Source organism: Ruegeria sp. BHSB058 (assembly GCF_059613285.1).
Genome location: NZ_JBXWSF010000018.1, coordinates 1 through 24,399, shown reverse-complemented (window position 1 = coordinate 24,399; position 24,399 = coordinate 1). Strand labels below are relative to the sequence as shown.

At 58.2% G+C, this 24,399-nt stretch carries 25 protein-coding genes; 13 read left to right on the top strand and 12 right to left on the bottom strand.

Annotated elements, in window-relative coordinates:
• Positions 1–37 precede the first annotated feature (37 nt).
• The 4 genes from AC2FNB_RS06960 to AC2FNB_RS06945 all read right to left on the bottom strand — a co-directional run bounded on the left by AC2FNB_RS06960 (position 38) and on the right by AC2FNB_RS06945 (position 5,685).
• The gene (locus AC2FNB_RS06960) at positions 38–1,195 is read right to left on the bottom strand and encodes an acyl-CoA dehydrogenase family protein (protein ID WP_480751542.1); all 1,158 of its coding nucleotides are present in this window, start codon (positions 1,193–1,195) and stop codon (positions 38–40) included.
• 106 nt (positions 1,196–1,301) lie between these two features.
• Positions 1,302–2,096 (bottom strand): TIGR03084 family metal-binding protein, encoded by a 795-nt coding sequence (locus AC2FNB_RS06955; RefSeq protein WP_480751540.1) that lies wholly within the window; start codon positions 2,094–2,096, stop codon positions 1,302–1,304.
• A complete protein-coding gene (locus tag AC2FNB_RS06950; protein WP_496745315.1) occupies positions 2,093–4,063 on the bottom strand; it encodes an acetyl/propionyl/methylcrotonyl-CoA carboxylase subunit alpha in 1,971 nt (656 codons plus the stop codon). Before AC2FNB_RS06950 ends, AC2FNB_RS06955 begins: the two co-directional genes overlap by 4 nt.
• Positions 4,064–4,065: 2 nt before the next feature.
• Positions 4,066–5,685, bottom strand: a complete 1,620-nt coding sequence (locus AC2FNB_RS06945) for an acyl-CoA carboxylase subunit beta (protein WP_496745313.1) — start codon at positions 5,683–5,685, stop codon at positions 4,066–4,068.
• A gap of 187 nt (positions 5,686–5,872) precedes the next feature.
• Between AC2FNB_RS06945 and AC2FNB_RS06940 the strand changes: the two genes are divergently transcribed.
• Positions 5,873–7,030 (top strand): acyl-CoA dehydrogenase family protein, encoded by a 1,158-nt coding sequence (locus AC2FNB_RS06940; RefSeq protein WP_496745311.1) that lies wholly within the window; start codon positions 5,873–5,875, stop codon positions 7,028–7,030.
• 11 nt (positions 7,031–7,041) lie between these two features.
• Here AC2FNB_RS06940 and AC2FNB_RS06935 read toward each other — a convergent pair whose 3' ends face one another.
• Positions 7,042–7,605 (bottom strand): TetR/AcrR family transcriptional regulator, encoded by a 564-nt coding sequence (locus AC2FNB_RS06935; RefSeq protein ID WP_480751534.1) that lies wholly within the window; start codon positions 7,603–7,605, stop codon positions 7,042–7,044.
• Between the two features lie 304 nt (positions 7,606–7,909).
• Between AC2FNB_RS06935 and AC2FNB_RS06930 the strand changes: the two genes are divergently transcribed.
• The 4 genes from AC2FNB_RS06930 to AC2FNB_RS06915 are packed head-to-tail and all read left to right on the top strand — an operon-like array spanning position 7,910 to position 10,894.
• The gene (locus AC2FNB_RS06930) at positions 7,910–8,374 is read left to right on the top strand and encodes a nuclear transport factor 2 family protein (RefSeq protein ID WP_480751533.1); all 465 of its coding nucleotides are present in this window, start codon (positions 7,910–7,912) and stop codon (positions 8,372–8,374) included.
• A 10-nt stretch (positions 8,375–8,384) separates the two neighbouring features.
• Positions 8,385–9,011 (top strand): pyridoxamine 5'-phosphate oxidase family protein, encoded by a 627-nt coding sequence (locus AC2FNB_RS06925; RefSeq protein ID WP_496745308.1) that lies wholly within the window; start codon positions 8,385–8,387, stop codon positions 9,009–9,011.
• Between the two features lie 51 nt (positions 9,012–9,062).
• Positions 9,063–10,007 carry an alpha/beta fold hydrolase gene (locus AC2FNB_RS06920; protein ID WP_496745307.1) on the top strand — a complete coding sequence of 315 codons (945 nt, stop codon included), beginning with the start codon at positions 9,063–9,065 and terminating at the stop codon, positions 10,005–10,007.
• Positions 10,008–10,060: 53 nt separating this feature from the next.
• Positions 10,061–10,894 carry a PhzF family phenazine biosynthesis protein gene (locus AC2FNB_RS06915; RefSeq protein WP_496745305.1) on the top strand — a complete coding sequence of 278 codons (834 nt, stop codon included), beginning with the start codon at positions 10,061–10,063 and terminating at the stop codon, positions 10,892–10,894.
• Between the two features lie 7 nt (positions 10,895–10,901).
• Here the strand turns inward: AC2FNB_RS06915 and AC2FNB_RS06910 are convergent, their stop codons facing one another.
• Positions 10,902–11,783 (bottom strand): LysR family transcriptional regulator, encoded by an 882-nt coding sequence (locus AC2FNB_RS06910; RefSeq protein WP_496745304.1) that lies wholly within the window; start codon positions 11,781–11,783, stop codon positions 10,902–10,904.
• Between the two features lie 144 nt (positions 11,784–11,927).
• Here AC2FNB_RS06910 and AC2FNB_RS06905 point away from each other — a divergent pair, with 144 nt between their 5' ends.
• Both AC2FNB_RS06905 and AC2FNB_RS06900 read left to right on the top strand, forming a co-directional pair.
• Entirely contained in the window at positions 11,928–12,350 is a 423-nt protein-coding gene (locus AC2FNB_RS06905; RefSeq protein ID WP_496745302.1) for a GFA family protein, read from the top strand.
• A 30-nt stretch (positions 12,351–12,380) separates the two neighbouring features.
• Positions 12,381–12,575 carry a DUF1059 domain-containing protein gene (locus AC2FNB_RS06900; protein WP_496745300.1) on the top strand — a complete coding sequence of 65 codons (195 nt, stop codon included), beginning with the start codon at positions 12,381–12,383 and terminating at the stop codon, positions 12,573–12,575.
• A gap of 70 nt (positions 12,576–12,645) precedes the next feature.
• Here AC2FNB_RS06900 and AC2FNB_RS06895 read toward each other — a convergent pair whose 3' ends face one another.
• Positions 12,646–14,337: a thiamine pyrophosphate-binding protein gene (locus tag AC2FNB_RS06895; protein ID WP_496745298.1), complete on the bottom strand. Its 1,692-nt coding sequence runs from the start codon at positions 14,335–14,337 to the stop codon at positions 12,646–12,648.
• 102 nt (positions 14,338–14,439) lie between these two features.
• On the opposite strand from AC2FNB_RS06895, the gene AC2FNB_RS06890 reads away from it, so the two are divergent.
• The 4 genes from AC2FNB_RS06890 (at position 14,440) to AC2FNB_RS06875 (ending at position 19,988) form a co-directional block, all read left to right on the top strand.
• Positions 14,440–15,129 carry a GntR family transcriptional regulator gene (locus AC2FNB_RS06890; RefSeq protein WP_480751520.1) on the top strand — a complete coding sequence of 230 codons (690 nt, stop codon included), beginning with the start codon at positions 14,440–14,442 and terminating at the stop codon, positions 15,127–15,129.
• Positions 15,130–15,136: 7 nt separating this feature from the next.
• Complete coding sequence (locus tag AC2FNB_RS06885) at positions 15,137–15,880, top strand: aspartate/glutamate racemase family protein (protein WP_496745296.1); 744 nt, start codon at positions 15,137–15,139, stop codon at positions 15,878–15,880.
• Positions 15,881–16,015: 135 nt separating this feature from the next.
• The gene (locus tag AC2FNB_RS06880) at positions 16,016–16,888 is read left to right on the top strand and encodes an NAD(P)-dependent oxidoreductase (RefSeq protein ID WP_496745294.1); all 873 of its coding nucleotides are present in this window, start codon (positions 16,016–16,018) and stop codon (positions 16,886–16,888) included.
• A gap of 34 nt (positions 16,889–16,922) precedes the next feature.
• Entirely contained in the window at positions 16,923–19,988 is a 3,066-nt protein-coding gene (locus tag AC2FNB_RS06875; RefSeq protein WP_496745292.1) for an aminotransferase class III-fold pyridoxal phosphate-dependent enzyme, read from the top strand.
• Positions 19,989–20,001: 13 nt separating this feature from the next.
• Here AC2FNB_RS06875 and AC2FNB_RS06870 read toward each other — a convergent pair whose 3' ends face one another.
• Complete coding sequence (locus AC2FNB_RS06870; RefSeq protein ID WP_480751513.1) at positions 20,002–20,475, bottom strand: hypothetical protein; 474 nt, start codon at positions 20,473–20,475, stop codon at positions 20,002–20,004.
• Positions 20,472–20,639, bottom strand: a complete 168-nt coding sequence (gene hemP, locus AC2FNB_RS06865; RefSeq protein WP_480751512.1) for a hemin uptake protein HemP — start codon at positions 20,637–20,639, stop codon at positions 20,472–20,474. The genes AC2FNB_RS06870 and hemP overlap by 4 nt, the downstream gene beginning before the upstream one ends.
• Before the next feature lie 254 nt (positions 20,640–20,893).
• Here hemP and AC2FNB_RS06860 point away from each other — a divergent pair, with 254 nt between their 5' ends.
• Together AC2FNB_RS06860 and gph are read left to right on the top strand one after the other, a co-directional pair.
• Entirely contained in the window at positions 20,894–21,808 is a 915-nt protein-coding gene (locus AC2FNB_RS06860) for an MBL fold metallo-hydrolase (protein WP_496745289.1), read from the top strand.
• Between the two features lie 83 nt (positions 21,809–21,891).
• Positions 21,892–22,557 (top strand): phosphoglycolate phosphatase, encoded by a 666-nt coding sequence (gene gph, locus AC2FNB_RS06855; protein ID WP_496745288.1) that lies wholly within the window; start codon positions 21,892–21,894, stop codon positions 22,555–22,557.
• A gap of 5 nt (positions 22,558–22,562) precedes the next feature.
• Here the strand turns inward: gph and AC2FNB_RS06850 are convergent, their stop codons facing one another.
• From AC2FNB_RS06850 to AC2FNB_RS06840, 3 genes are all read right to left on the bottom strand, one after another.
• Positions 22,563–23,417, bottom strand: coding sequence for a 2-dehydro-3-deoxygalactonokinase (locus AC2FNB_RS06850; protein ID WP_496745286.1), 855 nt, complete (start codon positions 23,415–23,417; stop codon positions 22,563–22,565).
• Between the two features lie 71 nt (positions 23,418–23,488).
• Positions 23,489–23,899 (bottom strand): cupin domain-containing protein, encoded by a 411-nt coding sequence (locus AC2FNB_RS06845; RefSeq protein WP_480751506.1) that lies wholly within the window; start codon positions 23,897–23,899, stop codon positions 23,489–23,491.
• A gap of 54 nt (positions 23,900–23,953) precedes the next feature.
• Positions 23,954–24,399, bottom strand: a 446-nt coding sequence (locus AC2FNB_RS06840) for an alpha/beta hydrolase family protein (RefSeq protein WP_496745284.1), incomplete at its 5' end; no start/stop codon positions are given.

Sequence of the window (24,399 nt, the reverse complement as noted above, 5' to 3'; positions counted from 1 at the left end):
GCGCTGAAGGTGCTCCGTTAAACAACCTCCGTCGGGACTAGACGTCAATCGACCGGGCGATGAGTTCCTTCATCACCTCGTTGGTTCCGCCATAGATCATTTGCACCCGCGCATCGGCGTAGAGCCGCGCAATGGGATATTCCATCATGAAACCGTAGCCTCCGAAAAGCTGCAGGCATTCGTGCATGATTTCGTTCTGCACCTCGGAGCCCCAGTATTTCACCATCGAGGCAGTGGCGGCATCCAGCTCTCCGCGGTCCAGCTTGGCGATGCAGTCGTTGACGAAACTGCGTAGCACCTCGGCCTTGGTCTTGCATTCGGCCAGCTTGAAACGGGTGTTCTGGAAATCCATGACGCGTTGACCGAAGGCCTTGCGCTCCTGCACGTATTTCACGGTCTCGGCGAGGGCGAAATCGATGGCGCCCAGCGCCATGATGCCGATGGTCAGGCGTTCCCACGGCAGTTGCTTCATCAATTGATAAAAGCCCTGCCCCTCCTCCGGGCCGATCAGGTTGGTCATCGGCACTTTGACGTCTTCAAAGAACAGCTCGGCTGTGTCGTTGGCCTTCATCCCCAGCTTCTTGAGATTGCGCCCACGCCGGAATCCACCCGCCCCGTCGGTTTCGACTGCGATCAGCGACACGCCCTTGGCGCCTTGGTTCCTGTCGGTCTTGGCAACTACGATCACCAGGTCGGCCGTCTGGCCATTTGTAATGAAAATTTTGGAACCGTTGATGCGATAGGAGTTTCCGTCCCTATCGGCTGTGGTACGAACCGCTTGCAAATCAGAGCCTGTGCCTGGTTCGGTCATGGCGATGGCACCCACCATTTCGCCCGAGGCAAGCTTGGGCAGCCATTTCTGTTTCTGATCCTCACTGCCATAGGCGGTGATGTAGTGGGTCACGATCGACTGGATACCATAGCCCCAACCCGCATCCCCGCGTGAGGTCTGTTCATAGATGGTGACAGCATCGAACCCCATACCGCCGCCGACGCCGCCATACTCTTCGGGAATGGCGCCCGCCATCAGGCCGGTAGCGCCCGCTTTCCGCCAGAACTCACGGTCCACTACACCGTTGTCAACCCAGGTTTCGATATTGGGCGCAAGCTCGGCGTCCAGAAACCGCCCCGCCATTTCGGCGAACATGCGGTGTTCGTCAGTGACCCAACTGGCTGTGCTGGTAAACAGAGTCATTCCTGCTCCTCCGATCCGAGTTTTCCGACACGCTATCCGTACGACCGCATCCCGCCAACTGTGGTGACGCCGCGTCTTGAACGTCGCAACGCAACGTCTCTGGCGCTCAGGTCGTATTTCGACGGCGCAGGCCTGGAGGCGGGGGCGTTTCGGGTCCGCCTGCAAAGCACTGTGCGATGCACATCCACTCCTGCGCAACCGCCCCCTCGACGCGAAGGCTGGTGTCCGCGATATTGCGGGTTTGGGTGACGACCTGCGAGAACTCCACCGCCGAGCCGGTTATTCTGTTCTCACTGCTGTCGCCAAATTCCCAAACTGCGCCGGACGGCGCGGTCAGTTCCAAACGCGGCATGACATTTGGCACCTCGTGCCCATGTACTTTATAGGCCCAACCAAAAGTGTTGACCCCAAGGATCACGATATTCCTGATCCTGTCCGTTTCCTGCCGCCGGGCGCCAAGAATGTCGAATACCGCCTGTCCATGCGCCCATGTTTCCATCTGCCGCGCGGTGATCGAAGAGCGGACAGACATATCGGGTCCGACCCATTTCAACCGCTGCTTGGGATCAAGCTCAGCCCAACGCACACCCATGTCGCGGTAGAGTGTGCGCCACGCAGCGCGCAGCTCCTCTCTTCTCTCGGGGACCATCGCGTTTTCCGTGGCCCGGAACCCCGCTGTCTCGATCCCGGCCAAAGTTTCGGCAACACGGGCCTGAAACGCGTCCTGATCCCGCAAGGATAGATCGGCCATACCGTTCCAGAAATGCAGGTGAACCAGCACATCGTTCAGCGTCCATTCCTTGAACTGGGTAACGATGTCCCATTGATCGCCCGACACATCCGTCAGAACCTTGTCCAGCACCTCGCTTTCTTCCAGAAAATCCCCTGCCTGCTCCATCATTTTTCCTCTTCGATCTCAAACATCAGATCACCGGCGGACACTTGTTGTCCCGCCACAATGTGCACCCGAACCACGCACCCATCCTGCGGGGCCAGGATCTGGTGCTGCATTTTCATCGCCTCAAGCACCGCCAGCGTCTGTCCCTTGCGCACTTTCGCGCCCGCACTCACGCTTAGAATTTGCACTAGCCCCGGCATCGGAGCGGTGATACCTCCCCCATCTGATCCCTCCTCTTCGGCATGCCCTGCCCGTTGCAGGCGCAGCGTAAGCCGGTCACCCCCCATCGCCAGCATCACCTCGCCATCGGCGACGTGGGCCACCGCCCGTATCTGGTCGTCGTTAATTCGGGCTACGACCTCGGGGCCGTTACATTCCAGTTCCACGTCGAAGGTCTGGCCATCCACCGCAATCCTCCAGCCTCCCGGATTGGAGGTTACAGAAAACTCTACCAGCGCACCGGACAGAAGTGCGGAAAGCTTGCGGGGCGGAATCCGAGTGTTCGACCATCCCAATTGATCCGGCGCAACAAAACCGGCGCGTGCAAGAGCAAGTGCCCGCGCGTCTTCGAGTAGCAGCGCAACGGCCAGGGCGATCTGTCCGGAAGCTTGGGGGGCGGAGTTCTGTGCGACAGTGCTGCCGTTCAAGAAGGCCGTCGTTGCTTTGCCCTGAACGAAATCCGGTTCGCTCAGGATGTCCGTCAGTAATCCCGCATTTGTCACGGTTCCCAATAAGACGGTATCTTGCAGGGCACGGATCAACCTCGCTCTTGCGACCTCACGTGTGGGTCCATGGGCAACGATCTTGGCCAACAGCGGATCGTAGTGAGGAGTGATCGACTGCCCTTGGGCAATCCCGGCATCCACGCGAATCCCGGGTCCACTTGCAGGACGCCACAGATGAACCGGGCCTGTTGCCGGGAGAAACCCGTTGCCGGGGTCTTCGGCATAGAGACGTGCCTCGATCGCGTGACCGTTCAGGGTCACATCACTCTGACCCATTGCCAGAGGGACACCCTGCGCCACGGTTATTTGCATGGCTACCAGATCAAGGCCGTTGATCATTTCGGTCACCGGATGCTCGACTTGCAGCCGGGTGTTCATTTCGAGAAAATGGAACTCACCCTCGGCATCAAGCAGGAATTCCACTGTACCCGCGCCCAGGTAATCAACAGCGCGCGCGGCTTCGACGGCGGCGGCCCCCATGCGGTCCCTCAGATCCGGTGTCATCACCGGGCATGGGGCCTCTTCGATGATCTTCTGATGCCGCCTCTGAATCGAACAGTCGCGCTCGCCAAGGTGAATAACGTTACCATCGCCGTCGGCAAAAATCTGAAACTCGACGTGGCGCGGAGCGATAATGGCTTTTTCCAAGATCAACTCTTGCGAGCCAAAGGCATTCGCAGCCTCGGATCTGGCCCGCGCCAGAGCATTTTCCAGTTCCACGGGAGCGTTGACCAACCGCATGCCGCGCCCACCACCGCCAGCCGCCGCCTTGATCATCAGTGGATAGCCTATCCCCTCCGCTGCCTTTGCAAACGCAGCGTCCGATTGGTCCCCACCTTCGTAGCCGGGCACGCAGGGCACGCCGGCCGCTCTCATCAGGCGCTTGGCCTCGGCCTTGTTGCCCATTGCCCGGATGGCTTCCGGACCGGGGCCGATGAATGTCAACCCAGCCTTGGCCACAGCTTCGGCGAACTCGGCGTTTTCGGAGAGAAACCCGTATCCGGGGTGGATCGCCCCGGCGTTGGCCCGTTTTGCCGCGTCCAGGATTTTTCGCGCACACAAATAGCTGTCTGCAACCGGCCCTTCACCGATCCAGATGGAATGATCGGCCAGTTGCAAATGTGGAGAGGCGGCATCGGCGCTGGTGAATACGGCAACGGTCCGCAAACCCAGATCACGCGCCGTGCGGATCACGCGCGCGGCAATCTCGCCCCGGTTGGCGACAAGTATCGTGTCGAAAACCATGCTCAAAACCTCGCCACGCCATATGCTCCGGGTTTGACCTTGCGCGCGCGTCCTTCCAGGCAGGTTTCCAGACAGAAACCCAGCACGCGGCGGGTGTCGCGCGGGTCAATGACACCATGGTCAAGGCACCGCCCCGAGGTATAGAATGCTCCTGCCTGACGGTCGAAATGCGCGGCAATCAGCGCGCTTTGCTTTTCCATCTGCGCTTCATCCACTTCCTCGCCCTTGCGTCTGGCCCCAGCGCGGGCCACAATTGCCATTGTGGCGGCCGCCTGTTCGCCACCCATGACGCCGGTTGTGGCGTTGGGCCAGGCAAACAGGAAATCGGGCTCGTAAGCAAACCCCGACATTCCATAATTTCCGGCACCGAAACTCGCCCCAATATAGAGTGTGATACGCGGCACATCGACCGAAGTTACCGCCTGTATCATCTTGGCGCCGTGTTTGATCATCCCCGCCTGCTCGTATTCGGTGCCAACCATGTAGCCGGTTGTGTTGTTCAGAAAAATGATTGGAATATCGGACTGACCGCACAGCTGAATGAATTGCGCGGCCTTGGTTGCACCTGCCGGATCGATCGGACCGTTGTTGCCGATGATACCCACCGAAATGCCGTTGATCGCCGCCTGAAGACAAACAGTCGAGGCACCGTAGCGCGGCTTGAAATCTTGAAAGTCCGAGCTGTCGACGATGCGCGCCGCCACCTCGCGCATATCATAGGGAACACGGTAGTCGATTGGCACTAGCCCGGCGATATCGCCGATGTCGTATTTAGGTTGCGCGATCTCGCGCGCCCGTGGCTGGAGAAGAGATTTGTTCCAGTCCAAGCGGCGCACGACATCGCGCGCGATTTCGATCCCATGTGCGTCGTCCTCGGCCAGATATTCGACCAGACCGCTGGTCTGCGCATGCATTTCAGAGCCGCCAAGATCACGGTCATTGGCCTTTTCACCGGTCGCGGCATGCACCAAAGCTACTCCGGCAAGAGCCGCCATGCCGTTCTTTTTGACGCCAATCACATAATCTGCCAGCCCAGGCATATAGGCCCCGCCCGCAGTCGAAGGACCGTGCAGAACCGCCAGATTGGGCAGACCTGCCGTCGAAAGCCGCGCCAGATTGCGGAACAGCTTGCCGCCATTGGCCCACAGTTCAACCCGGTATTCCATCAGGTTTGCCCCGGCGCTTTCCACCAGATGCACGAAGGGGAGTTTTTGTTTCAACGCGATTTCCTGCGCCGACAAAAAGGCCGCAGCCGTCATCTCGACCATTGCGCCTGCCTTGATGCCGCTGTCATCAACAACGATCATGCATCGCACCCCCGAGACAAAACCGATTCCGGCAATGACCGATGCGCCGGGCACGGATTTTGTCGGATCATCCGTGTCCACCAGATATCCGGCCAGACTGTGCAACTGCAAAAACGGCATGCCCGGATCTAGCAGAGCAGCCATCCTGTCTCGCGGGGTCAGTTGGCCGCGCTCGGCCATTCTGTCGCGCCGCTGTTCGGATAGGGCAACGGCGCGGGCTTCGAGCGTGCGCAACTCATCCACCATCGCCAGCATATCTGCCCGATTTCGGGCGAATGTTTCGCTGTCGCGTTCAACCCGGCTGATGAAAGCCATGGCGCCCCTCCGTTGACAACGTGCGACCGATCCGGCGTCGCGCGACATTCTTGCAGCTTTGCCGCGGGCCGCGCTTTTCAGATCGCCCGCTGTGTTTTTAGGTTGCCGCCATGCACGCAAGCGGTCAACGGGCGGCGATGGATTGCGACGCCACGGAACATGCCCGCACCCCGGGGAAGAAGATACCTTGACCTGCCTTTCGCCCTTCATGACGCCCGAACGCGAGGCGTATCGCGCCAATCTCGCACGGTTTTTTGACAGCGAAGTCAGACCTTTCGTCGATCAGTGGGAAGCGAAACGGGCAGTCCCGTTGGAGTTGCACCAAAAACTGGGGGCTTTGGGTGTATTTGGTTTCGGCATCCCCGAGGAATTTGGCGGGTTGGGTTTTGACGACGCCTTTATGCGCGCCGACTATACCGAACTTGCGTTTGGCTGTGGCGCGTCGGGCGTGGCGGCCGCTGTTGGCGGGCGCATGATTTCGCTGGGACCGATCGTTCAGTTTGCCAGTGAAGAATTCAAGCAGACAGTGGTCCCGGAGATCGTGGCCGGACGGATGAATTCTTCACTGGCAATCACCGAGCCGGGCGGCGGGTCGGACGTGGCAAACCTGAAAATGAAAGCCGAGCGCACGTCGCATGGCTGGGTGCTGAACGGCGCCAAGGCGTTCATAACAGGTGGCATGGACTCACAGTGGTTCGTCGTGGGTGCCCGAACCGGCGGGTCCGGCCTGACCGGAATCTCGTTGTTCCTGATCGAGGCCGACACACCCGGCTTCTCCCGCACACCTCTGGGAGAAAAGATGGGATGGCACTGCTCAGAGCAGGCTATGCTAAATTTCGACAATTGCCTGGTTCCGGCACCGGCCCTGATCGGACCCGAGAACAAGGGCTTTCTCGCGATAATGAGCAACTTCAACCACGAACGCCTTGCCATGGTTGCGGGCAGCTTGGGGATGATGCGGCTGTGTTACAAATCAGCGCTTGAGTGGGCGAGACAACGTCGGACGTTCGGTAAATACCTGATTGAACATCAGGTGATAGCTCACAAATTCGCCGAGATGTCGGCCCGGATCGATATGATCGAAGCCTATCTTGAGCGGATATGCTGGGGCATTAGTCAAGGCCTGATGCCGGCCGCCGAGATTGCCAAGTCCAAGGTGCAGGCGAGCAAAGCACTGGAATTCGTCGCCTCCGAAGCGTTACAGGTTTTCGGCGGGGCCGGGTATATGTCAGGCAACCCGGTCGAACGGGTCTGGCGTGAGGTCAAGGTCATGGCTATAGGTGGCGGTTCAGAGGAGATCATGCGCGATCTTGCTGTGCGCCAAATGAGGTTGAGTGGCGAATAGCTCGGCCCCCGTCACGTCAGCGCGGCCTTCAACAATACCTCGGCCGCATCTTTGGCATCCATCGCGGGCTGACTGGTGTTCAGCAAAACTGAAGACACGATTGCGCCTTCCTTGAGCAACAAAAGCTGGCTTCCCAACTTTTCCGGATTCCGGGCACCTGCTTGGCGGGCCAGATGAACAATGTGATTCAAAATCAGCCGCTTGTGTTCAGCAGCTTGCGCATGGATCGGGTGATCCTTTTCCTGGTACTCGGCCCCAGCCTTGATGAACATGCAACCGCGATAACCGTCTTCTTCGAACCATTCGGCCAGCGCATCAAAGCCCGCAAGAAGTTGTCCGGCAGGCGTATCCGCCAGTTCCTGAATGCGGCGCAGGAACCAGTTTCGAAAATTCTCGTCCCGAAGTCTCAGTGCGGCAAGGATTAACTCTTCCTTTGTGCGGAAGTGCTTGTACATCGAGGTCTTTGAGACTCCGGTTTCCGTCACAAGCTTGTCCATTCCGGTGGCATGAAATCCATCGCGGTAGAAGACCTGCAGCGCTTTTCGGACCAGTTCATCCCGTTTGTTCGGACGCATGATTCGGCTCCATAGTGTACCGAACAGTACATAGTTCCCGAGGACGCAGAAGGCAAATGCTCTGCCAAAACCCTTAGAAATCTGCATTTTAACCACTTCAGCATTCAGGCACAGACACTTTTTTCCGTTTCACACTTGAAATCATTTACTGATCAGTACACTTTGAAGCTTAAGTTTACCGATCAGTACGCACTCGGAGATAAACCATGCGACGCCGCGCCAGTCTGTTTCCCCCTCAACATCTGCCAGTTCTGCTGGCCCTGGCGATACTCGTCGCCACTCTTGCCTGAAAGCGACCTTTCATATGAACCGCCCTCCTCTTCCGCCCTTCACGCTGGAAACCGCCGCGCAAAAGGTGCGAATGGCCGAAAACGCGTGGAACAGCCGCAACCCGGATATCGTGACGCCAGCTTACACCGACGACAGCCAGTGGCGGAACCGAGCCGAGTTCCTGTCCGGTCACGATGTGATCCATGCCTTTCTGGCCCGGAAATGGCATTCGGAACTGGACTATCGTCTGATCAAGGAGCTCTGGGCCTTTTCCGACAACCGTATCGCCGTGCGCTATGCCTATGAATGGCGGAATGACAGCCGGCATTGGTTCCGCTCCTATGGGAACGAGAACTGGGAGTTCGCTCAAGATGGCCGCATGGCACACCGCCACGCATCGCTGAACGATCTACCGATTTCCGAGCAGGATCGCCTGTTCCACTGGCCGCTTGGCCCTCGCCCCGACGATCATCCCGGCTTGTCCGATCTGGGTCTTTGAAAGGAAAGTCATGCCACGCGCCTTTTCCGAACTAACCTTCACACCCACTGTCCGCGCCCAACAGGAGCGGATGGGATCAGCAGCAACTTATGCAAAATTCATCGAAGGTGGCCCGCAGCAGGGTCACCAGATCGGCCCCGCCGAGAAGGCATTCATCGAAGGCCGCGACGGGTTCTATCAGGCGAGCGTATCCGAAACCGGTTGGCCCTATGTCCAGCATCGCGGCGGTCCCGTCGGTTTTTTGAAAGTGCTTGGGCCGACTACAATTGGTTACGCCGATTTTTCCGGCAACAAACAATACATCTCGCGCGGCAATCTGGATGGCAATGACAGGATTGCGATGATCCTGATGGATTACGCCAATCAGCGTCGTCTCAAGATTCTGGGCCGCGTCGAGTTCTCCGAAGGCAAAGCCGCTGCGGCCAGCCTTTTTCCCGAAGGCGCTGATGCGACGGCAGAACGAGCGGTGATCATTCGTGTCGAGGGTTTGGACTGGAATTGCCCTCGTCACATCACACCTCGCTTCACCGAAGAAGAACTACGCCCACATCTCAATGCGCTGGGACAACAACTGGTACAACTTCAGGCCGAAAACCAGCGCCTGAAAGACGAGTTGGCCGACGCTACAAAAGGCTGAGGTCGCTTTCCGGGCGTCGCGCCCATCACCCCAAACCCAAAGGACTGAACCATGAGACGGATTTTTTCAAACACCGCCATGGCGGTGGCCGCTACCGCTTTGCTTGCACTACCTGCGACTGCCGGTCAGACCGGCGCGAATGCGACCGTCTTTAGAACGGAAACAATTGGCGGAATGAAGATTGCTTATCGCGAAGCCGGAGATCCGACGAATCCGACGGTTCTATTGCTGCATGGCTTTCCCACCTCGTCGCACATGTTCCGCAACCTGATTCCCGAACTTTCCGAGAATTATCATGTGATCGCGCCGGACTATCCCGGTTTCGGAGCATCTGACATGCCCGATGCCGCCGAATACGATTACAGTTTTGAAGGCGCTGCACGGATTGTAACCGAATTGTTGAACGCCAAAGGCGTTGACCAGTACTCAGTGTATCTGATGGACTATGGGGCTCCGGTCGGCTTTCGCATGTTCGCGGACGACCCGGAACGGGTGACGGGCTTTATCATTCAGAACGGCAACGCGTACGAAGAGGGGTTGCGCGAGTTCTGGGAACCGATCAAAGCCTATTGGGCAGACCCATCTACGGAAAACGGCGATGCTCTTCGCGCCTTTCTGACAATGGATGCAACCAAATGGCAATTCACTCACGGAACTCAGGATCCCGATGCCATCAGCCCCGACAACTTCTGGCACGTGCAATACCTGCTGGACCGCCCTGGCAATCAGGAAGTGCAGCTTGAGATGTTTCTGGATTACGGCACCAATGTCGGGGAGTACCCGAAATGGCAGGCCCTGTTTCGCGAGCATCAACCGCCCGCGCTTCTGATGTGGGGGAAAAACGACGTGATTTTTCCCGAAGAAGGGGCTCATCCCTATAAGCGCGATTTAAAAGACCTAGAGTTCCACATGCTCAACACCGGCCATTTCGCGCTGGAAGAATATGGGACCGAGATCGCAACCGAGATGAAAGATTTTCTCGCCCGTATCAATTGAGGGCATGTGGTTCTCTGGCTTGCCGGAGAGCCGTTTTTAAAGGAGTTAGACCTATGACAACTCATGTCGAACGCATCGCTGCTTTTGCTGATGGTGCCCAAGGCGGCAACCCTGCCGGTGTATTCATCGCCGATGCCCTGCCTCCGGATTCCGAAATGCAGCGAATCGCTGCGGAAGTCGGTTATTCCGAAACTGCTTTTGCAGCCCCTAAGGGAGAAGGTTGGCGGGTTCGCTTTTTCGCTCCGGCAGGGGAGGTCGCATTTTGCGGCCACGCAACGATTGCACTGGGCGCGAATCTGGCGGAACGGTTCGGCGACGGCACCTTTGCACTGCATCTGAATGACGTACAGATTTCGGTTGAAGGCGCGCGAAGTGAGACGCGGGTACAAGCCGCGCTTATTTCTCCGCCCACCCATAGTCGGGTGATTGACGTAGAAACCCTGGACGCCGCGTTGGCCTTGTTTGCACTGGATGACGATGATCTGAACCCAACCCTGTCTCCGGCCGTCGCCAATGCGGGCAACGACCACCTGATCCTTGCGCTGAAGGACCGGTCGAAACTTGCACAAATGGACTACGACCTGAACCTAGGTGCAAAATTCATGGAATTGAACGGTTTCACCACGATTAGCCTGCTGTGGCTAGAAACCCCGCGCAGGTTTCACAGCCGTAACGCCTTTGCCGTTGGCGGCGTGCTGGAAGATCCGGCTACAGGCGCGGCGGCGGCGGCGCTGGCAGGTTACCTTAGGGATATCGGCTGGCCACACGGCGGCGCAATTGACATCGTTCAAGGCGAAGACATGGGCGCAAGATCGCTGCTACGTGCCGAAATTGGTGAACAACCCGGAGAAGGTATCAGGGTTTCAGGAACCGCTCGCCGGATCTGAGACCGCACTACACAGTGACTGTTTCGGCCTGAAATCTCAGCCAGTTCACAAAGGTTCTGACCGCAGGCCGCAATACCCCGGGGCGGGTTTCGACATAGTAGACACCGAAAAGCTTTTCGGAGAACAACTCAACAATACGGCCCGCATCGATGTCCTCTTGAAAGAACGCACGGCTGCTATATGTGATCCCGTCCCCACGCCGCACCGCATTCATGATCAGGTTTCCCGGCATCTGATGGACCACCAAAGGGCGATCCTGCACTACTCCGTGATACGTCAGCCACTCTGCAGCCTCGTTGGTGCCAAGTTCCTGCAACCAGGGCAAGTCCATCAGAGATGCCGGATCGGACAAGTCCCGTCCGGCAACCAGTTCCGGCGCGCCGATCAACACCATGTCCGACAATAGCAACGGCTCGACATCGCTGACCGGGCGGCGCTTGTCACGATACCGGATCGCAATATCGACTCCGCCGGGCTTCAGCTCGACCAAATCGGCAGTCGGGTTTAGCATCAATGTGATGTCGGGATTGCTTTGTTGAAACGCGGCCATGCGTGGAAGCAGCCATTCAACGGCAAACGCGGGCGACATGGTGATTTGAACCGGTCTGTTGGCCAGGCTGTCGGTCAGACGCTCGACACCACGCCCGATAGTGGCAAATCCAACCTCCAGATCCCGCGCAAGCGCTATCCCTTCCTCGGTCAGTTCAATCCCACGCCCAACTCTCGTGACCAGTGGCGTTCCCAGCCGGTCCTCCAGCAATCGAACCTGCTGGCTGACAGCAGCGTGGGTGACGTTCAACCGCCCCGCCGCAAGAGAGAAACTACCGGTTTCGGCTACTGCCGAAAAGGCGCGCAATCCATTGAGAGGGGGAAGTTTCAGCCAGTTCATTCGATAGTATTTCTAACAATTATACAAATTAATTTTGTTGCACGATCCGCCGATTTCCTCAAGTCTCATAGCATACAAGGCGAAGAGTTCTTCTAAAGTATGAAAGACATTCTTTACCTTGGGAGGTAAGAAGGGAGGTTGGACATGGCCACCGGCTCAACGCAACACGAAGGCGGATGTTACTGCGGCGCCGTCAGATACCGGATCGAACAGGCGCCCGATTTCTCTGCTCATTGCCATTGCCGTTCGTGCCAAATGGCGCTGGGAGGGGCATTCGTGACCTGGGCCAAGGTTCCGTCCAGCGAGTTCTCGGTAACCAAGGGGAAAATCAAGTTTTGTGAAAAGACGCCCGGAGTCAGGCGCGGATTTTGCGGCGATTGCGGCACCACCCTGACCTATGCCGCAGGTCACGAGGTCGAAGGCCAGGACTGGAGCGGGGACGCCTGGTTCGCCGCCGTGACGCTGGATGACCCAACCATCGCGACACCAAAGAACCATGTCTTCGTTTCACATAAACAACCGTGGATCACCTTGCCGGCAAACGCACCTGCCTTCGACACATTCTGACCCATCTCAAACCCGCGAAAGGAGAACACGATGTCAAAGTCGTTTTCATACGCCTGCAAAGATTATCCCGGCATGGAGGCCTGCCCCGGTAAAGTCGTTGCAGCGACCGAGGACGAGGTCTGGAAATTGATGGAGCTTCACGCGGTGGTCGCACATGGCGAAGACCCTTCGGCCTGGAGCGACGAAGACCGTGCCGAATTGGCGAAACTGATAAAGACAGAGTAACTGGTGAAACCCTCGGGACTCCGCCACTTCGCAGCAGAACGGCTCTACCAGAGTCCTTTCAAGACGGCGATCATCCCATCCAGCGTCGTACCGGGGCGTTGCTTTCCTCAAGCGCTTGGCAGACAACGTCGATCAGTGTCGGTCCATCGTGTGCAACCGCCTCGGCGAGCACCTTTTCCAGATCGGCAGGGTTCTCGACCCGCCAACTTTTGACACCATAGGCCGCTGCGATCGCTGCATGATCGGTTTGGTTGAAATCGACGTTGTAATACCGTGCATCCTTGTCCGCGAACTGGCTGGCCTTGATCCAGCCGAAGTTGGAGTTCGAAAACACGACATATGTGATGGGCGCACGCGCACGGCAGACGGTTTCCAACTCACCGCAAGTGAATCCGAACGACCCGTCGCCCATCAGCGCCACGGTTTTCGAGGTTGGTCGCCCGTACCACGCACCCAACGCCGCCGAAAGCGAATACCCCAACGCACCATGTGCCCGGTTGGTAATGAAATGCCGCCCAGGTTTCGGCAACTGATAGTAGGCCGAGAAATAGGGACAACTGGTGCCGGGATCGGACACGACGGTGGCGTCCTCTGGCAACACCTTCATCAGTGCGGCGATCACCCGTTCGGGTCGGATCGGCGCCTGAGAAGACTGTGCGAGTTTCTCGAATACTTCAAATTTGCGCTTTTTCTTTTCTGCAATTGCGGCAGCACCGCCAAAAGTTTTGGCCCCCTGGTCGAACCTGTCTAGCACCGCGTTGACTTCGGCCAGCGCAAGCCGCAAATCGCCTACTACGGCGACTTCGGTTCGGTAATTGGCATTCATCACCATCGGGTCGTTGTCGAAATGGACGATCCGGGTGCCGGGTTTTGGCGCCTCCCACCGAGCCGTCGTGGTCGAGCCGGCACGACAGCCCATGAACACGACCAGATCGGCCGCCTCCATCATTTCCCATGTTTCGTCGGTGCCACCATTGGACCCGACAACACCCAAACAATTCGGATGCGTTTCGGCCAATGATCCCTGCCCCGAGATCGAGGTTGCAACCGGTATGTCCAGCCGGGTGGCCAAGCGATCAAGTTCATCCCAGGCCCGCGCAATGACAACACCGCCACCGCAAACGATCAGCGGGTTCTTGGCCGACACAATTGCCTCGACTGCTGCCTGAGCCGCTCCTGGTGCCGGCACCTGAGGATAAGCAGGATAGGTCGCGGTAGCCGCATCGGCCCAGATGTCAGACACATCAACAGGGTCATATTGAACGTCATAAGGCAGCCCGATATGCGCCGCGCCTGACCGCCCGGTGGTCATTGCCCGAAATGCCGCGCGAACCATGCGAGGAATGTGGTCTGCGCGTTTGATCACCGTGTTCCACTTGGTCAGCGGCGCCATCAGCGCCTCCTGGTTCACCTCGGTCAGTGGGTATTTCCCATAAGACGCCACCGAGATATCCGTGGTGATGCCGAGCACTGCATAAGAGCTTTCAGACGCCTCGATCAGTCCTGGCAGGATATAGGTCGCCCCGCCACCCGATGGCCCCTCGGCCACACCGACACGCCCGGTCACGCGGGAATAACCATCGGCCATATACATCGCGCTGCGCTCATCACGAGTCAGAACGTGAGTGATGTTGTGATCGAGCCGCAGCATGGCGTCGTAGAACGGCAGCGTGGTGTCGCCGCAAAGGCCAAAGATATGCTGCACGCCTTGCGCCTCAAGCATCCGCATCATCGCCTCGGCGCCGTTCATCTGATTGCTCATTTCACTCCCCTGCAGAATCGTGTTCAAAATTGTATACAGAATTGCATTACATCTTGCACACATGTCAATCCCGTCCTAATCTCGGCGCCAAGAGGAGCGGATATGTCCAAGGCAGAAAGCAATGTTGACCGATTGTACGAAGCGTTGCGGCGCATGGCGGCGGATTTCGCCTTCAAGCCGGATGCCCGCATCAATGAAAGTGCATTGGCCACCCAACTCAACGCCTCGCGTACACCAATCCGCGAAGCCTTGAACCGGCTAGTGGCCGAAGGCTTTCTGACCTTTCATTCAGGGCGCGGCTTTTTCTGCCGCTCGCTCTCGCCTGAACTGGTGATGGACCTGTACGAGGCCCGTGTCGCTGTTGAAGTCGAAGCGGTACGCCTGGCCTGCGAGCGCGGAACAGATCATGCGATCACCGCACTGATGCAGGAACTCGAAGACATCGCGCCTGACTATACCCCTGAAGCAGATCCAGAGCAGCTCTTGGCAATGGACGAACGCTTTCACGGTCAGTTGTGCCAACTGTCGGGCAATGCCGAACTGTGCCGGATGCTTGCCAACCTTAATGACCGCATCCGATATCTGCGTCTGATCGATCTTCGCAGGCTTCGCGAAACGGCATCAGACAGCAAAACCATGATCTCGGCCCATCGCCGCATTCTGAAGGCTATAGCCACCCGCGACGCGAATGAGGCAACCGTCCAGATGCGCGCCCATATCGAGCGCCGACGCGAAGGCGCAACACAAGCCGTTCGCGACGCTTACGCCCAACTCTATGTCCCTGATTTCTGAGGTCCACATGTCTGTTCATACCGGAGGGAAGACCGTATTTGGCGCCGCAATCGGCATCCTGATGCTGGAAACCCGCTTTCCGCGCATCCTCGGTGACATGGGCAACGCCGCAACCTGGCCATTTCCTGTGCACTACCGTGTGGTACGCGGCGCGTCACCCGAGAAAGTCGTGCGCGGGAACCCCAAGGATCTGCTGGATGCCTTTGTCCAAGCAGGCCGCGATCTGGTCGCTACCGGGGCGGATGGCATTACCACGAATTGCGGGTTTCTTGCACTGGTGCAGGACGAACTGCGTGAAGCACTTGGCGTGCCGGTCGCAACGTCGTCGCTGATACAGGTTCCGATGGTGCAGGCTATGTTGCCGCCAACAAGAAAGCCGGTGATCCTGACGATTTCGAAAACGACTTTGACCGATGCCCACCTGAAAGCTGCCGGAGTCCCGCTGGACACACCCATCTATGGCACTGACGGGGGGCGGGCCTTTACACGCGACATCTTGGGCGACGCCCCCCGGATCGACTTCGAGGCCTGCAGGCTTGACCTGCTGGATGCCGCTGACGAGATCATTGCAAACGAACCGGATGCAGGCGCGATCGTGCTGGAATGCACCAACATGGTTCCGTATGCTGCGGATATCCGCAAACGTACGGGTCTTCCGGTCTATTCGGTCTATTCAATGATCGAATGGTTCCAAGCGGGCCTGATGCCGCGCAAATTCGCACTTGAACTGGACGATCCGCGCCACCTTTAACCCGGAAAACGAGTTTTGCCCCATCCTGAACGCCAGACGGGGTTGCCCTTTGGGCCGGGCTTTGCTTTGTCTCGGCAGAGCATCCCCGGCCGCTCCGATTTATGGTCGCGACCGGGCAATCGGGAGGATCACCAGATGGCGAAAATTGCATTCCTTGGCCTCGGCGTCATGGGCTATCCCATGGCCGGGCATCTTCAAGCCGCGGGCCACGATGTCACCGTTTACAATCGCACACAGGCCAAGGCCGAGGCCTGGGTTGAGCAACACCACGGCGCGATGGCGTCGACGCCTGAAGAGGCCGCGCGCGGAGCCGAATTCGTGATGGCCTGCGTCGGCAATGACGACGACCTGCGCATGGTTTGCACGGGTGAGAACGGCGCGTTTCATGGCATGGCCCACGGCTCGGTATTTGTCGATCACACTACCGTATCAGCCAAAGTGACCCGCCAGCTGTACGAGGCAGGTCAGTCCAAAGGGATTGCCTTTGTGGATGCGCCTATTTCGGGTGGTCAGGCCGGGGCAGAAAACGGGCTTTTGTCGATCATGTGCGGTGGGGATCAGGCTGCCTTTGACCAGGCTGAGCCCGTGATGCAGATCTATGCCAGGATTTGCCGCCGCATCGGTGACAGCGGGGCCGGACAAATGACGAAGATGTGCAACCAGATTGCCATTGCCGGGCTAGTTCAAGGCCTGAGCGAGGCATTGCATTTCGCCGAAAAGGCGGGACTGGACGGGCGTGCGGTTGTCGAGGTGATCAGCCAGGGCGCGGCCGGGAGCTGGCAGATGTCAAACCGGTACGAGACGATGCTGGATGACCATTTCGACCACGGTTTCGCGGTTGACTGGATGCGCAAGGATTTGGGCATCTGCCTGAATACCGCCAACGAAACCGGGGCATCGCTTCCGGTCACCGCTTTGGTCGATCAGTTCTATAAGGATGTGCAAAAACTGGGCGGTGGCCGTTGGGATACCTCGTCACTGATCAAGCGCCTGCGCGCGCTGGATTAAGGCATCAGGTTTTGAAGAGAGGACACCGGAACCGATGAGCGGCGATACGGCATTCTGGGCCGAGGCCCTGCACAGGCATTGGGGCATTCGGGCAAAACTGACCCGTCTGGACGGCGAATTTGACCTGAACTTTCTGGCCGAAGGCATGAATGGGCAGAACCATGTTTTGAAAGTGATGCGTCCGGGTTGCGATGCCGAATTGGTGGATCTGCAAATCAAAGCGTTGGAGCATATCGGTATTCATGCGCCCGGCCTGCCCTTTCCGGGCGTCATACCGGCGCTCGACGACAAACGCCTTCCTGAAATCGCGGACAAAGACGGAAAACCGCGGCTTGTCTGGTTGATGGAAAGATTGCCTGGCCGTTGTTATGCGAAATCCGCTCCCAAACCCGAAGATCTGATCCTGAAACTCGGTCGCGTGCTGGGCGCGACGGACCGAGCACTTGCAAGCTTTGATCACGAAGGGCTTCGGCGCGAAGGCTTCAAATGGGATCTCATGCAGGCCGGATGGATTTCCAAACATCTCGACACAATTGGAGATCCGTCCCGGCGAGCAATTCTTCTAGAGATATATAGAGCTTTTGAAGCGGCTTCCTGCAAACTCGCCGATCTGCCGAAACAGGCCATTCACAACGATGCAAACGACTATAACGTTCTGGTCGAAGGCGAGTTGCATGAACGTCGGTCGATTTCGGGGCTGATCGATCTGGGCGACATGTGTGCGGCGCCAAAAGTTTGTGAGGTGGCGATTGCCGGGGCTTATGTGGTGCTGGACCATCCGCACCCAGAACGAGCATTGTCTGCATTGGTTCGCGCATATCACGCCGCGAACCGGCTAAGCGCCGCCGAAGTCGATCTGATCTGGCCGCTGCTCAGAACACGGTTGGCGGTTTCGGTGGTGAACTCCTCACTGATGGCCGCTGAAAACCCCGACGATCCATACGTGACGATCAGTCAGGCCCCAGCGTGGCGGTTCCTGGAAAACACGGCCATTAATGGTGGCATGATGCCCGCGCGCCTGCGCGTTGCCTGCGGCTTGCCGGTGACGGATGGGGCCGAACGCATTCATGCCTATCTTGAGGAACACCGGGGCGATTTCGCGGAATTGTTCGGACAGGATTTGTCACATGCGCCGATGGGGTCCCTTTCCGTCGAAAATTCGTTTTGGCCACAAAACCCGTTCCACATGCCACTGGAAGAAGCCGCCCGCGTGGGCGAAGAGTTTGGTACGGATATGTGGCTGGGCTATTACAACGAACCCCGGCTGATCTACGCCGATACCGCGTTCCGCAAAGGGCCGTGGAAAGCCAGCGACCGGCGCACGGTGCATTTGGCGGTGGACGTTTTCGCCCCGGCTGGCACGATCCTTTACGCGCCGATGAGCGGGCGCGTCGAAGCGGTTGAAAACCGAGATCATCACCTCGACTACGGCGGAGTGGTAATCCTGCATCACGAAACGCCTCAGGGCGATGCCTTCTATACCCTATACGGCCATCTCGACCCCGAGATTTGCGACCGCTTGAAACCGGGCGATCCGGTGGCTCAGGGTTCAGCCTTTGCCAAGCTCGGCGATGCCAGACAGAACGGCGGCTGGGCGCCGCATGTGCATTTCCAGCTGGCGCTGACCACGGCCGGAATGGAAAACGACTGGCCCGGCGTTGGCGATCCGGACGAGATGGACCTGTGGCACGCGGTTTGCCCGAACCCTGCGGCGCTGCTGAACCTGCCTGATGACAAGGTGTCTTATCGCCCGACCGACAAGGCCCAGGTTCTGGCCGAGCGGCAAGCACATTTCGGTGGCAACCTGTCACTGACCTACGACGATCCTGTCATGCTGGTGCGTGGCTGGAAACACCACTTGTTCGACGAATGGGGACGGCCTTATCTGGACGCCTATAACAATGTCCCCCATGTAGGGCATGCGCATCCCCGCGTTCAGGCGGCCGCGGCGGACCAACTCAGGCGGATGAACGCGAACACCCGCTATCTGCATCCGGCACAGACAGCATTTGCAAAAAAGGTTCTGTCCAAAATGCCGGACCACCTGGAGGTTTGCTTTTTCGTCAATTCCGGCACCGAAGCCAACGAACTGGCCTTGCGGTTGGCGCGCGCGCATACCGGCGCCAAGGGAATGGTGACGCCCAATCACGGTTATCACGGCAACACGACCGGTGCGATTGACATCTCGGCCTACAAGTTCAACAAGCCGGGCGGCGTGGGGCAAGCGGATTGGGTCGAATTGGTCGAAGTCGCGGATGACTATCGCGGATCATTCAAGCGGAACGATCCCGAGCGCGCCAAGAAATTTGCGGATCTCGTCGACCCGGCCATCGCTGCCTTGCAGGAGAAGGGCCATGGCGTAGCGGGGTTCATCGCCGAAACCTTCCCGTCAGTCGGCGGCCAGATCATTCCACCCAAGGGATACCTTCCCGCTGTCTACAAGAAAATCCGCGCCGCCGGTGGGGTATGTATCGCGGACGAGGTTCAGACCGGTCTTGGCCGGTTGGGTGAGTTCTACTTCGGTTTTGAACATCAAGGAGCGCTGCCAGATATCGTGGTGTTGGGCAAACCCATCGGCAACGGGCACCCGCTGGGTGTTCTGGTCACGACCAAGGCAATTGCCGAAAGCTTTGACAACGGTATCGAGTTCTTTTCGACCTTTGGCGGGTCTACCCTGTCCTGTCTGATCGGCAAAGAGGTTCTGGACATCGTCGATGACGAAGGCTTGCAGGAAAACGCGCGCCTCATGGGCGAGCGCCTGATGACCGGTCTACGCCAGATTGATGCGGACTTCGCTTGTATCGGGGATGTACGGGGAATGGGCCTGTTCCTTGGCGTAGAATTAATCAACCCGGACGGGTCCGAAGGCACCGAGATCTGTAAATACGTCAAGAACCGGATGCGGGACCATCGGATTCTGATCGGCAGCGAAGGGCCAAAAGACAACATCCTGAAAATCCGTCCGCCGCTGACCGTCGAGGCCGATGACGTTGACATGATCCTTTGGGCCTTACGCGTCGTTCTGGATGAGGTGGGAACCTTCACCCCGGCCCCTGCGTGCGATCACGGCCAGCATCACGCGGGATGCGGTTGTTGCTGATCAGAACCGGTCATCAATGCAGATGCCTGTTTTGGCAGGACAGGTTTCGGCAACCCTCAAAGTGAGTGTCCGCGACACGCCGCAAGGCCAGCCCGAGTTGTTCAGACAGAGCGACTAGGGCCGGTGCAACATCGGCTCTTACGATCAGCGAAGCGACCATAAGGGCGTCTTCCCTTGCCCCCTCCGAAGCAGCCCCGACCATATGGGCGAAACAGCTTTCGTCCGCCCCGAGACATTCGCATTCAATCTCATGCCGCACCAGCGGACGCCGACCATAATGTGCACAGAGCATACAAATCTGGTCCAGCGTCGCTGCCACCGATTGATCCTTTCCGGTTGAGATGGTCAAATCCGAGTTCTGACCGTCGCTCCTCGCTTGGTCTCGATCGCTCCATCGGCGCAGATACATGACCACCCTCGCTTCGATCGGACCCAAATCGGACAGCCGGCCAACCGCGGCCGCACCTCGCGAGATTTGGTTGCTCATTTCGTCAGGATCAGCTTGCCTGCGCGGGTGATGCGCAAGGTATAAAGCTGGTCTCCCAAGGCAATATGGGCGAGGTTTCCACCTGCGGTCAGATCTTCGGCTTTGTGAGCAGGTAGCACCTGAACAGCATAGCCTTGAGAGGGTGTCGGGTTTTGAACGTTCATCGCGTCATCTCCAGAGTCCGGGTCACGAATGCGTTCCACAAAACCGCTGGCGCGTCCGCGTCGCAGCGGCAATACCAGTAACATTCGCTTCCATTTTCATTGCTGGCTGACCCGAATTCCGGGGTGGCTACTGCTCTTGGGTTAATCTGATTATTTTAGTAAGGTAAGTCAAGCGGGGATTTCCAGTATCGGATCTCATCATGTTATTGTTATTCACGTTATTGAATGTAATTATGCGTTCAGGAGGATCCATCATGCTCATGACCCGCCGAACATTTCTAAAAGCAACCGCGGCCACAACCGCCTTGAGTACCAGACCAACCTGGGCCGCAACGGAAATCAGTCTGGGCCAGGCCCGGATCGTCAGCCTCAGCGACGGCCATCTGACTGTCCCGGCCGAGTTTTTCTTCGACGCCATGCCACAGGATCAATTGGCCCCGATTCTAAAAAAATACGGGTTGACCGGCGATCTGATAAAGCCCCCCTGCAACGTGACGCTGCTCCAAACCGGAAACAGGAATATCCTGTTTGACGTGGGCGCTGGCCCTGGATTTCAGGATGGTGCCGGCAAGCTGTCAGAGGCGCTGGGTGCAATCGACCTAACCCCCGAAGACATCACGGATGTTATCTTCACCCATGGTCATGCCGATCACCTGTGGGGCGCTCTGGATGACTTTGACGAACCATTCTTCATCAACGCACGACACATGATGGGGAAGGCCGAATGGGACTATTGGTGGAACCCGAATACTGTCAATGAAATCGGTGCCGCACGTCAGACCATGGCAGTTGGAGCAAAACGCCGGTTGGATGTGCTTGAAGACCGCATCGAGCTTTTTGATGATGGAGAGGAGATCCTTTCTGGCGTCGCTGCGCGCGCAACCCCTGGCCATACGCTGGGCCATATGTCATTCGAACTGCGCAGTGGGTCTGAATCCCTGATGATCGTTGGCGATGCGCTCATTAACTTTCACGTCGCATTCGAGCGGCCTGATTGGCACTCCGGTTCGGACCACGATCAGGAAATGGCCGCCGCGACACGTGTGCAACTTCTGGACCAGCTGGCCTCGCAGCACACCCGGATCATTGGGTTTCATCTCAGTCATGGCGGCATCGGGCATGTTGATCGAAGCGGCGATGCCTATCATTTTGTTCCGCTGAACTCATAGCCAAAACTAAGACGACATTCTGTTTCCGGTGGATTTTCTGGCGCGGCGCTGTCACTGGTAGGCTTGACAAGACCGGAGATGTCATGACCACACCCATCGTATTCGACCTTGACGGCACCCTGATTGACAGTGCGCCGGATATCGCGGCGGCGGTCAACCGGATGCTTGAGGCAGAGTGCGTTGCGCCACTTGACCTGGCAACGGTAATTGGCTTCACCGGGAACGGCCTGCCTCATCTGGTAAAAATGGTGATCCATCACTGCGCCTTGGATATTGCCTCTCATCCTCGGCTTACACAGGTAACACTGGATCACTACAAAGCCGCGCCAAGCGAAATGACCGTTTTATATCCTGGCGTCAGGGACGCTTTGCAAGCGCTGAAATCCCGTGGACACGCCCTTGGCATCTGCACCAACAAACCTGAAGGCGCGGCCCGGCTGGTTCTGGATGACCTGGGGTTGGCCCCATACTTCGATGTGGTCGTCGGAGGCGATACCCTGAATGTTCGCAAGCCCGACCCAGCCGCCCTTTGGGCCGCATTCGATGCCTTGCCCAACGGCCCGCACCTTTATGTCGGTGACAGCGAAGTGGATGCCGAGACCGCGCTACGCGCCGAAGTGCCGTTCTTTCTATTCACCCAAGGCTATAGCAAACGTCCTGCCGAAGAACTGCCGCATTCTGCGCGCTATGACCACAGCAGCCATTTGCCGGAACTGGTCGAAAGGCACTTGGTCGCCCTCGCAAAATAGTCTCGTCAGACGACAAGTAAGCGCCAGGCCTCGATCAAACCCTGCAGCGTCATGCGCGCCTCATCCGCCAGTGCCGCCGGCGCGCCCTGTGCCGTCAGAGCTTCCACATACAGGCTGGCCAGAGGATCGTCACCGATCACCGCCAATTGTTGACCCAGCCAGAAAGGGCGCGCAGCAGCCAGTTCGGCCCCGATCAGTGCGCCGAAAATACGGGCGCGGGCCGCCTCGGGCTCCAACCCGTTCATGACACCATCAGCATGAACGCCATAGAGGCGTGCCAAAATGCGTTCGGGTTTGGCAATGGCATCCTCAAGCGCGGCGATGAAAGCTGGCCGGTCGAACCCCTCTGTCATCAGCGCCAAAGTCGTGGCCGGGACATGCTTCAGGGCCGAAAGCATAGAGCCGGTGAGAAAAGTCTGGAAACTGACAACCTCTCCGGCACTGACATGCACCCATCGACTTTGCTGTCCGGTCAGACACACAACCCCGTCCCAGTCCTTGTTGAGCGCCAGAAATCCCGCAACGCGGGTTTCGTCGCCCGTCATCATGTCTGGCGGAGTGGACTGTCGTATTCCCGGCACCATATGCAGGTTCACACGGTCGTCGCCCAACGAAACCGCCCAAGTCCCATCGGAGAAGGGTTTACAGGGAACCGCCGGGCCCAACGGCCCGAGCGCGCCGCAGGTCACCACCGGAACAGTGCCCTGCCCCAACCAAGGAAAGACAAGATCGATCAAGGCGTCTCTGTCAGTTTTTTCGACACCTTGCTGCTCAACCCGGTCCAACACATCCGAACCACGCATGGCCCAGGCCCGCTGGAGGGTCTGGCCCCAATCCACCGCAATCCATTCGGGCACCATCCGGTTTTCTCCGTTCCGATCCAAGTTTGAACCGTTCTAGGCCAGCAAGTCACCCGATGCCATCCCCGGGCTTATTCGGAAACGGTGTTTTCCGTTCCTTCCGCACCGGAAAATACGACCAGAACGCGCGCAATATCCGCGCCCGTATTGGTGCCTTCGTGTGGCGATCCGAATGCTTCGACCAGCGCATCGCCCTGATTGTAGGTTCTGATGCCGGCGTCGCCGTAATCCACCGTCAACTCACCTTCCAGCATGTAGCCCGTCAAAGGCGCCTCATGCCGGTGCAATCCGGTTTTCTGCCCCGGCTGCATGGTGACGATTGCAACCGTGATCTGCGGTGTTCCTTCAGGATATTGCAGAGGCTCCCCCAGAACAGAAGTTTCCGTTTGCAGCAGCAGCTGCACCGGCGGATAGGTATCCTTGGCCCAGACACCAGACGCCGTTGCGCCGATCAGCAAAACAGTGGGCAGTATGGATTTCATGTCGAATCTCCTGTTCGAGCTATGAAGGTCGCCGTGTGAAAGGTGCGACATTGGCTAGGGATAGGATAATGGCAATCCCAGCAACTCGTCGAGTTGCCGCGCAATCCAGCCATGCGGGATGAAATGCCCGCCGGGATGAGTGTCAAGCGTCACCCGCCCCCCGTCGCAATCATTCCACGCCACGCGCGAAAGTTTCAAATACGGCACCACCTGCCAATCACCCTGCGGCGTTGCCTCGTGACACCCGTTGCGTTGCCGCCAAAGGGCTACCGGATAGGTCGTGTCGCCGCCGGGGCCAAAGGGAAAGCGCATCACCGTATCGTCAAGGCCATGCACATGGCGCACCTCGGCTGGCCCCTGCGGGCAGTCCTCGGTCTGGTTCAACGTGCCTGCGATGGCAAGCAGGGCGGCAACGTGATTGCCCGACTGGCAGACATAGCGCCACGCCATGGCCGAGCCAAAGGAATAGCCCGAGACATAGATGCGGTCGAGGTCGATGG

What these genes read in the sequence shown, in the direction of transcription:
- AC2FNB_RS06955 (WP_480751540.1), bottom strand. Translation starts at nt 2,096, where the DNA reads ATGATGGAGCAGGCAGGGGATTTTCTGGAAGAAAGCGAGGTGCTGGAC.
- AC2FNB_RS06845 (WP_480751506.1), bottom strand. Translation starts at nt 23,899, where the DNA reads ATGAAATCCATACTGCCCACTGTTTTGCTGATCGGCGCAACGGCGTCT.
- AC2FNB_RS06960 (WP_480751542.1), bottom strand. Translation starts at nt 1,195, where the DNA reads ATGACTCTGTTTACCAGCACAGCCAGTTGGGTCACTGACGAACACCGC.
- AC2FNB_RS06910 (WP_496745304.1), bottom strand. Translation starts at nt 11,783, where the DNA reads ATGAACTGGCTGAAACTTCCCCCTCTCAATGGATTGCGCGCCTTTTCG.
- AC2FNB_RS06935 (WP_480751534.1), bottom strand. Translation starts at nt 7,605, where the DNA reads ATGCGTCCGAACAAACGGGATGAACTGGTCCGAAAAGCGCTGCAGGTC.
- AC2FNB_RS06895 (WP_496745298.1), bottom strand. Translation starts at nt 14,337, where the DNA reads ATGAGCAATCAGATGAACGGCGCCGAGGCGATGATGCGGATGCTTGAG.
- hemP (WP_480751512.1), bottom strand. Translation starts at nt 20,639, where the DNA reads ATGAACGTTCAAAACCCGACACCCTCTCAAGGCTATGCTGTTCAGGTG.
- AC2FNB_RS06900 (WP_496745300.1), top strand. Translation starts at nt 12,381, where the DNA reads ATGTCAAAGTCGTTTTCATACGCCTGCAAAGATTATCCCGGCATGGAG.
- AC2FNB_RS06945 (WP_496745313.1), bottom strand. Translation starts at nt 5,685, where the DNA reads ATGGCTTTCATCAGCCGGGTTGAACGCGACAGCGAAACATTCGCCCGA.
- AC2FNB_RS06930 (WP_480751533.1), top strand. Translation starts at nt 7,910, where the DNA reads ATGAACCGCCCTCCTCTTCCGCCCTTCACGCTGGAAACCGCCGCGCAA.
- AC2FNB_RS06870 (WP_480751513.1), bottom strand. Translation starts at nt 20,475, where the DNA reads ATGAGCAACCAAATCTCGCGAGGTGCGGCCGCGGTTGGCCGGCTGTCC.
- AC2FNB_RS06860 (WP_496745289.1), top strand. Translation starts at nt 20,894, where the DNA reads ATGCTCATGACCCGCCGAACATTTCTAAAAGCAACCGCGGCCACAACC.
- AC2FNB_RS06885 (WP_496745296.1), top strand. Translation starts at nt 15,137, where the DNA reads ATGTCTGTTCATACCGGAGGGAAGACCGTATTTGGCGCCGCAATCGGC.
- AC2FNB_RS06925 (WP_496745308.1), top strand. Translation starts at nt 8,385, where the DNA reads ATGCCACGCGCCTTTTCCGAACTAACCTTCACACCCACTGTCCGCGCC.
- AC2FNB_RS06950 (WP_496745315.1), bottom strand. Translation starts at nt 4,063, where the DNA reads ATGGTTTTCGACACGATACTTGTCGCCAACCGGGGCGAGATTGCCGCG.
- AC2FNB_RS06875 (WP_496745292.1), top strand. Translation starts at nt 16,923, where the DNA reads ATGAGCGGCGATACGGCATTCTGGGCCGAGGCCCTGCACAGGCATTGG.
- gph (WP_496745288.1), top strand. Translation starts at nt 21,892, where the DNA reads ATGACCACACCCATCGTATTCGACCTTGACGGCACCCTGATTGACAGT.
- AC2FNB_RS06915 (WP_496745305.1), top strand. Translation starts at nt 10,061, where the DNA reads ATGACAACTCATGTCGAACGCATCGCTGCTTTTGCTGATGGTGCCCAA.
- AC2FNB_RS06905 (WP_496745302.1), top strand. Translation starts at nt 11,928, where the DNA reads ATGGCCACCGGCTCAACGCAACACGAAGGCGGATGTTACTGCGGCGCC.
- AC2FNB_RS06880 (WP_496745294.1), top strand. Translation starts at nt 16,016, where the DNA reads ATGGCGAAAATTGCATTCCTTGGCCTCGGCGTCATGGGCTATCCCATG.
- AC2FNB_RS06890 (WP_480751520.1), top strand. Translation starts at nt 14,440, where the DNA reads ATGTCCAAGGCAGAAAGCAATGTTGACCGATTGTACGAAGCGTTGCGG.
- AC2FNB_RS06920 (WP_496745307.1), top strand. Translation starts at nt 9,063, where the DNA reads ATGAGACGGATTTTTTCAAACACCGCCATGGCGGTGGCCGCTACCGCT.
- AC2FNB_RS06850 (WP_496745286.1), bottom strand. Translation starts at nt 23,417, where the DNA reads ATGGTGCCCGAATGGATTGCGGTGGATTGGGGCCAGACCCTCCAGCGG.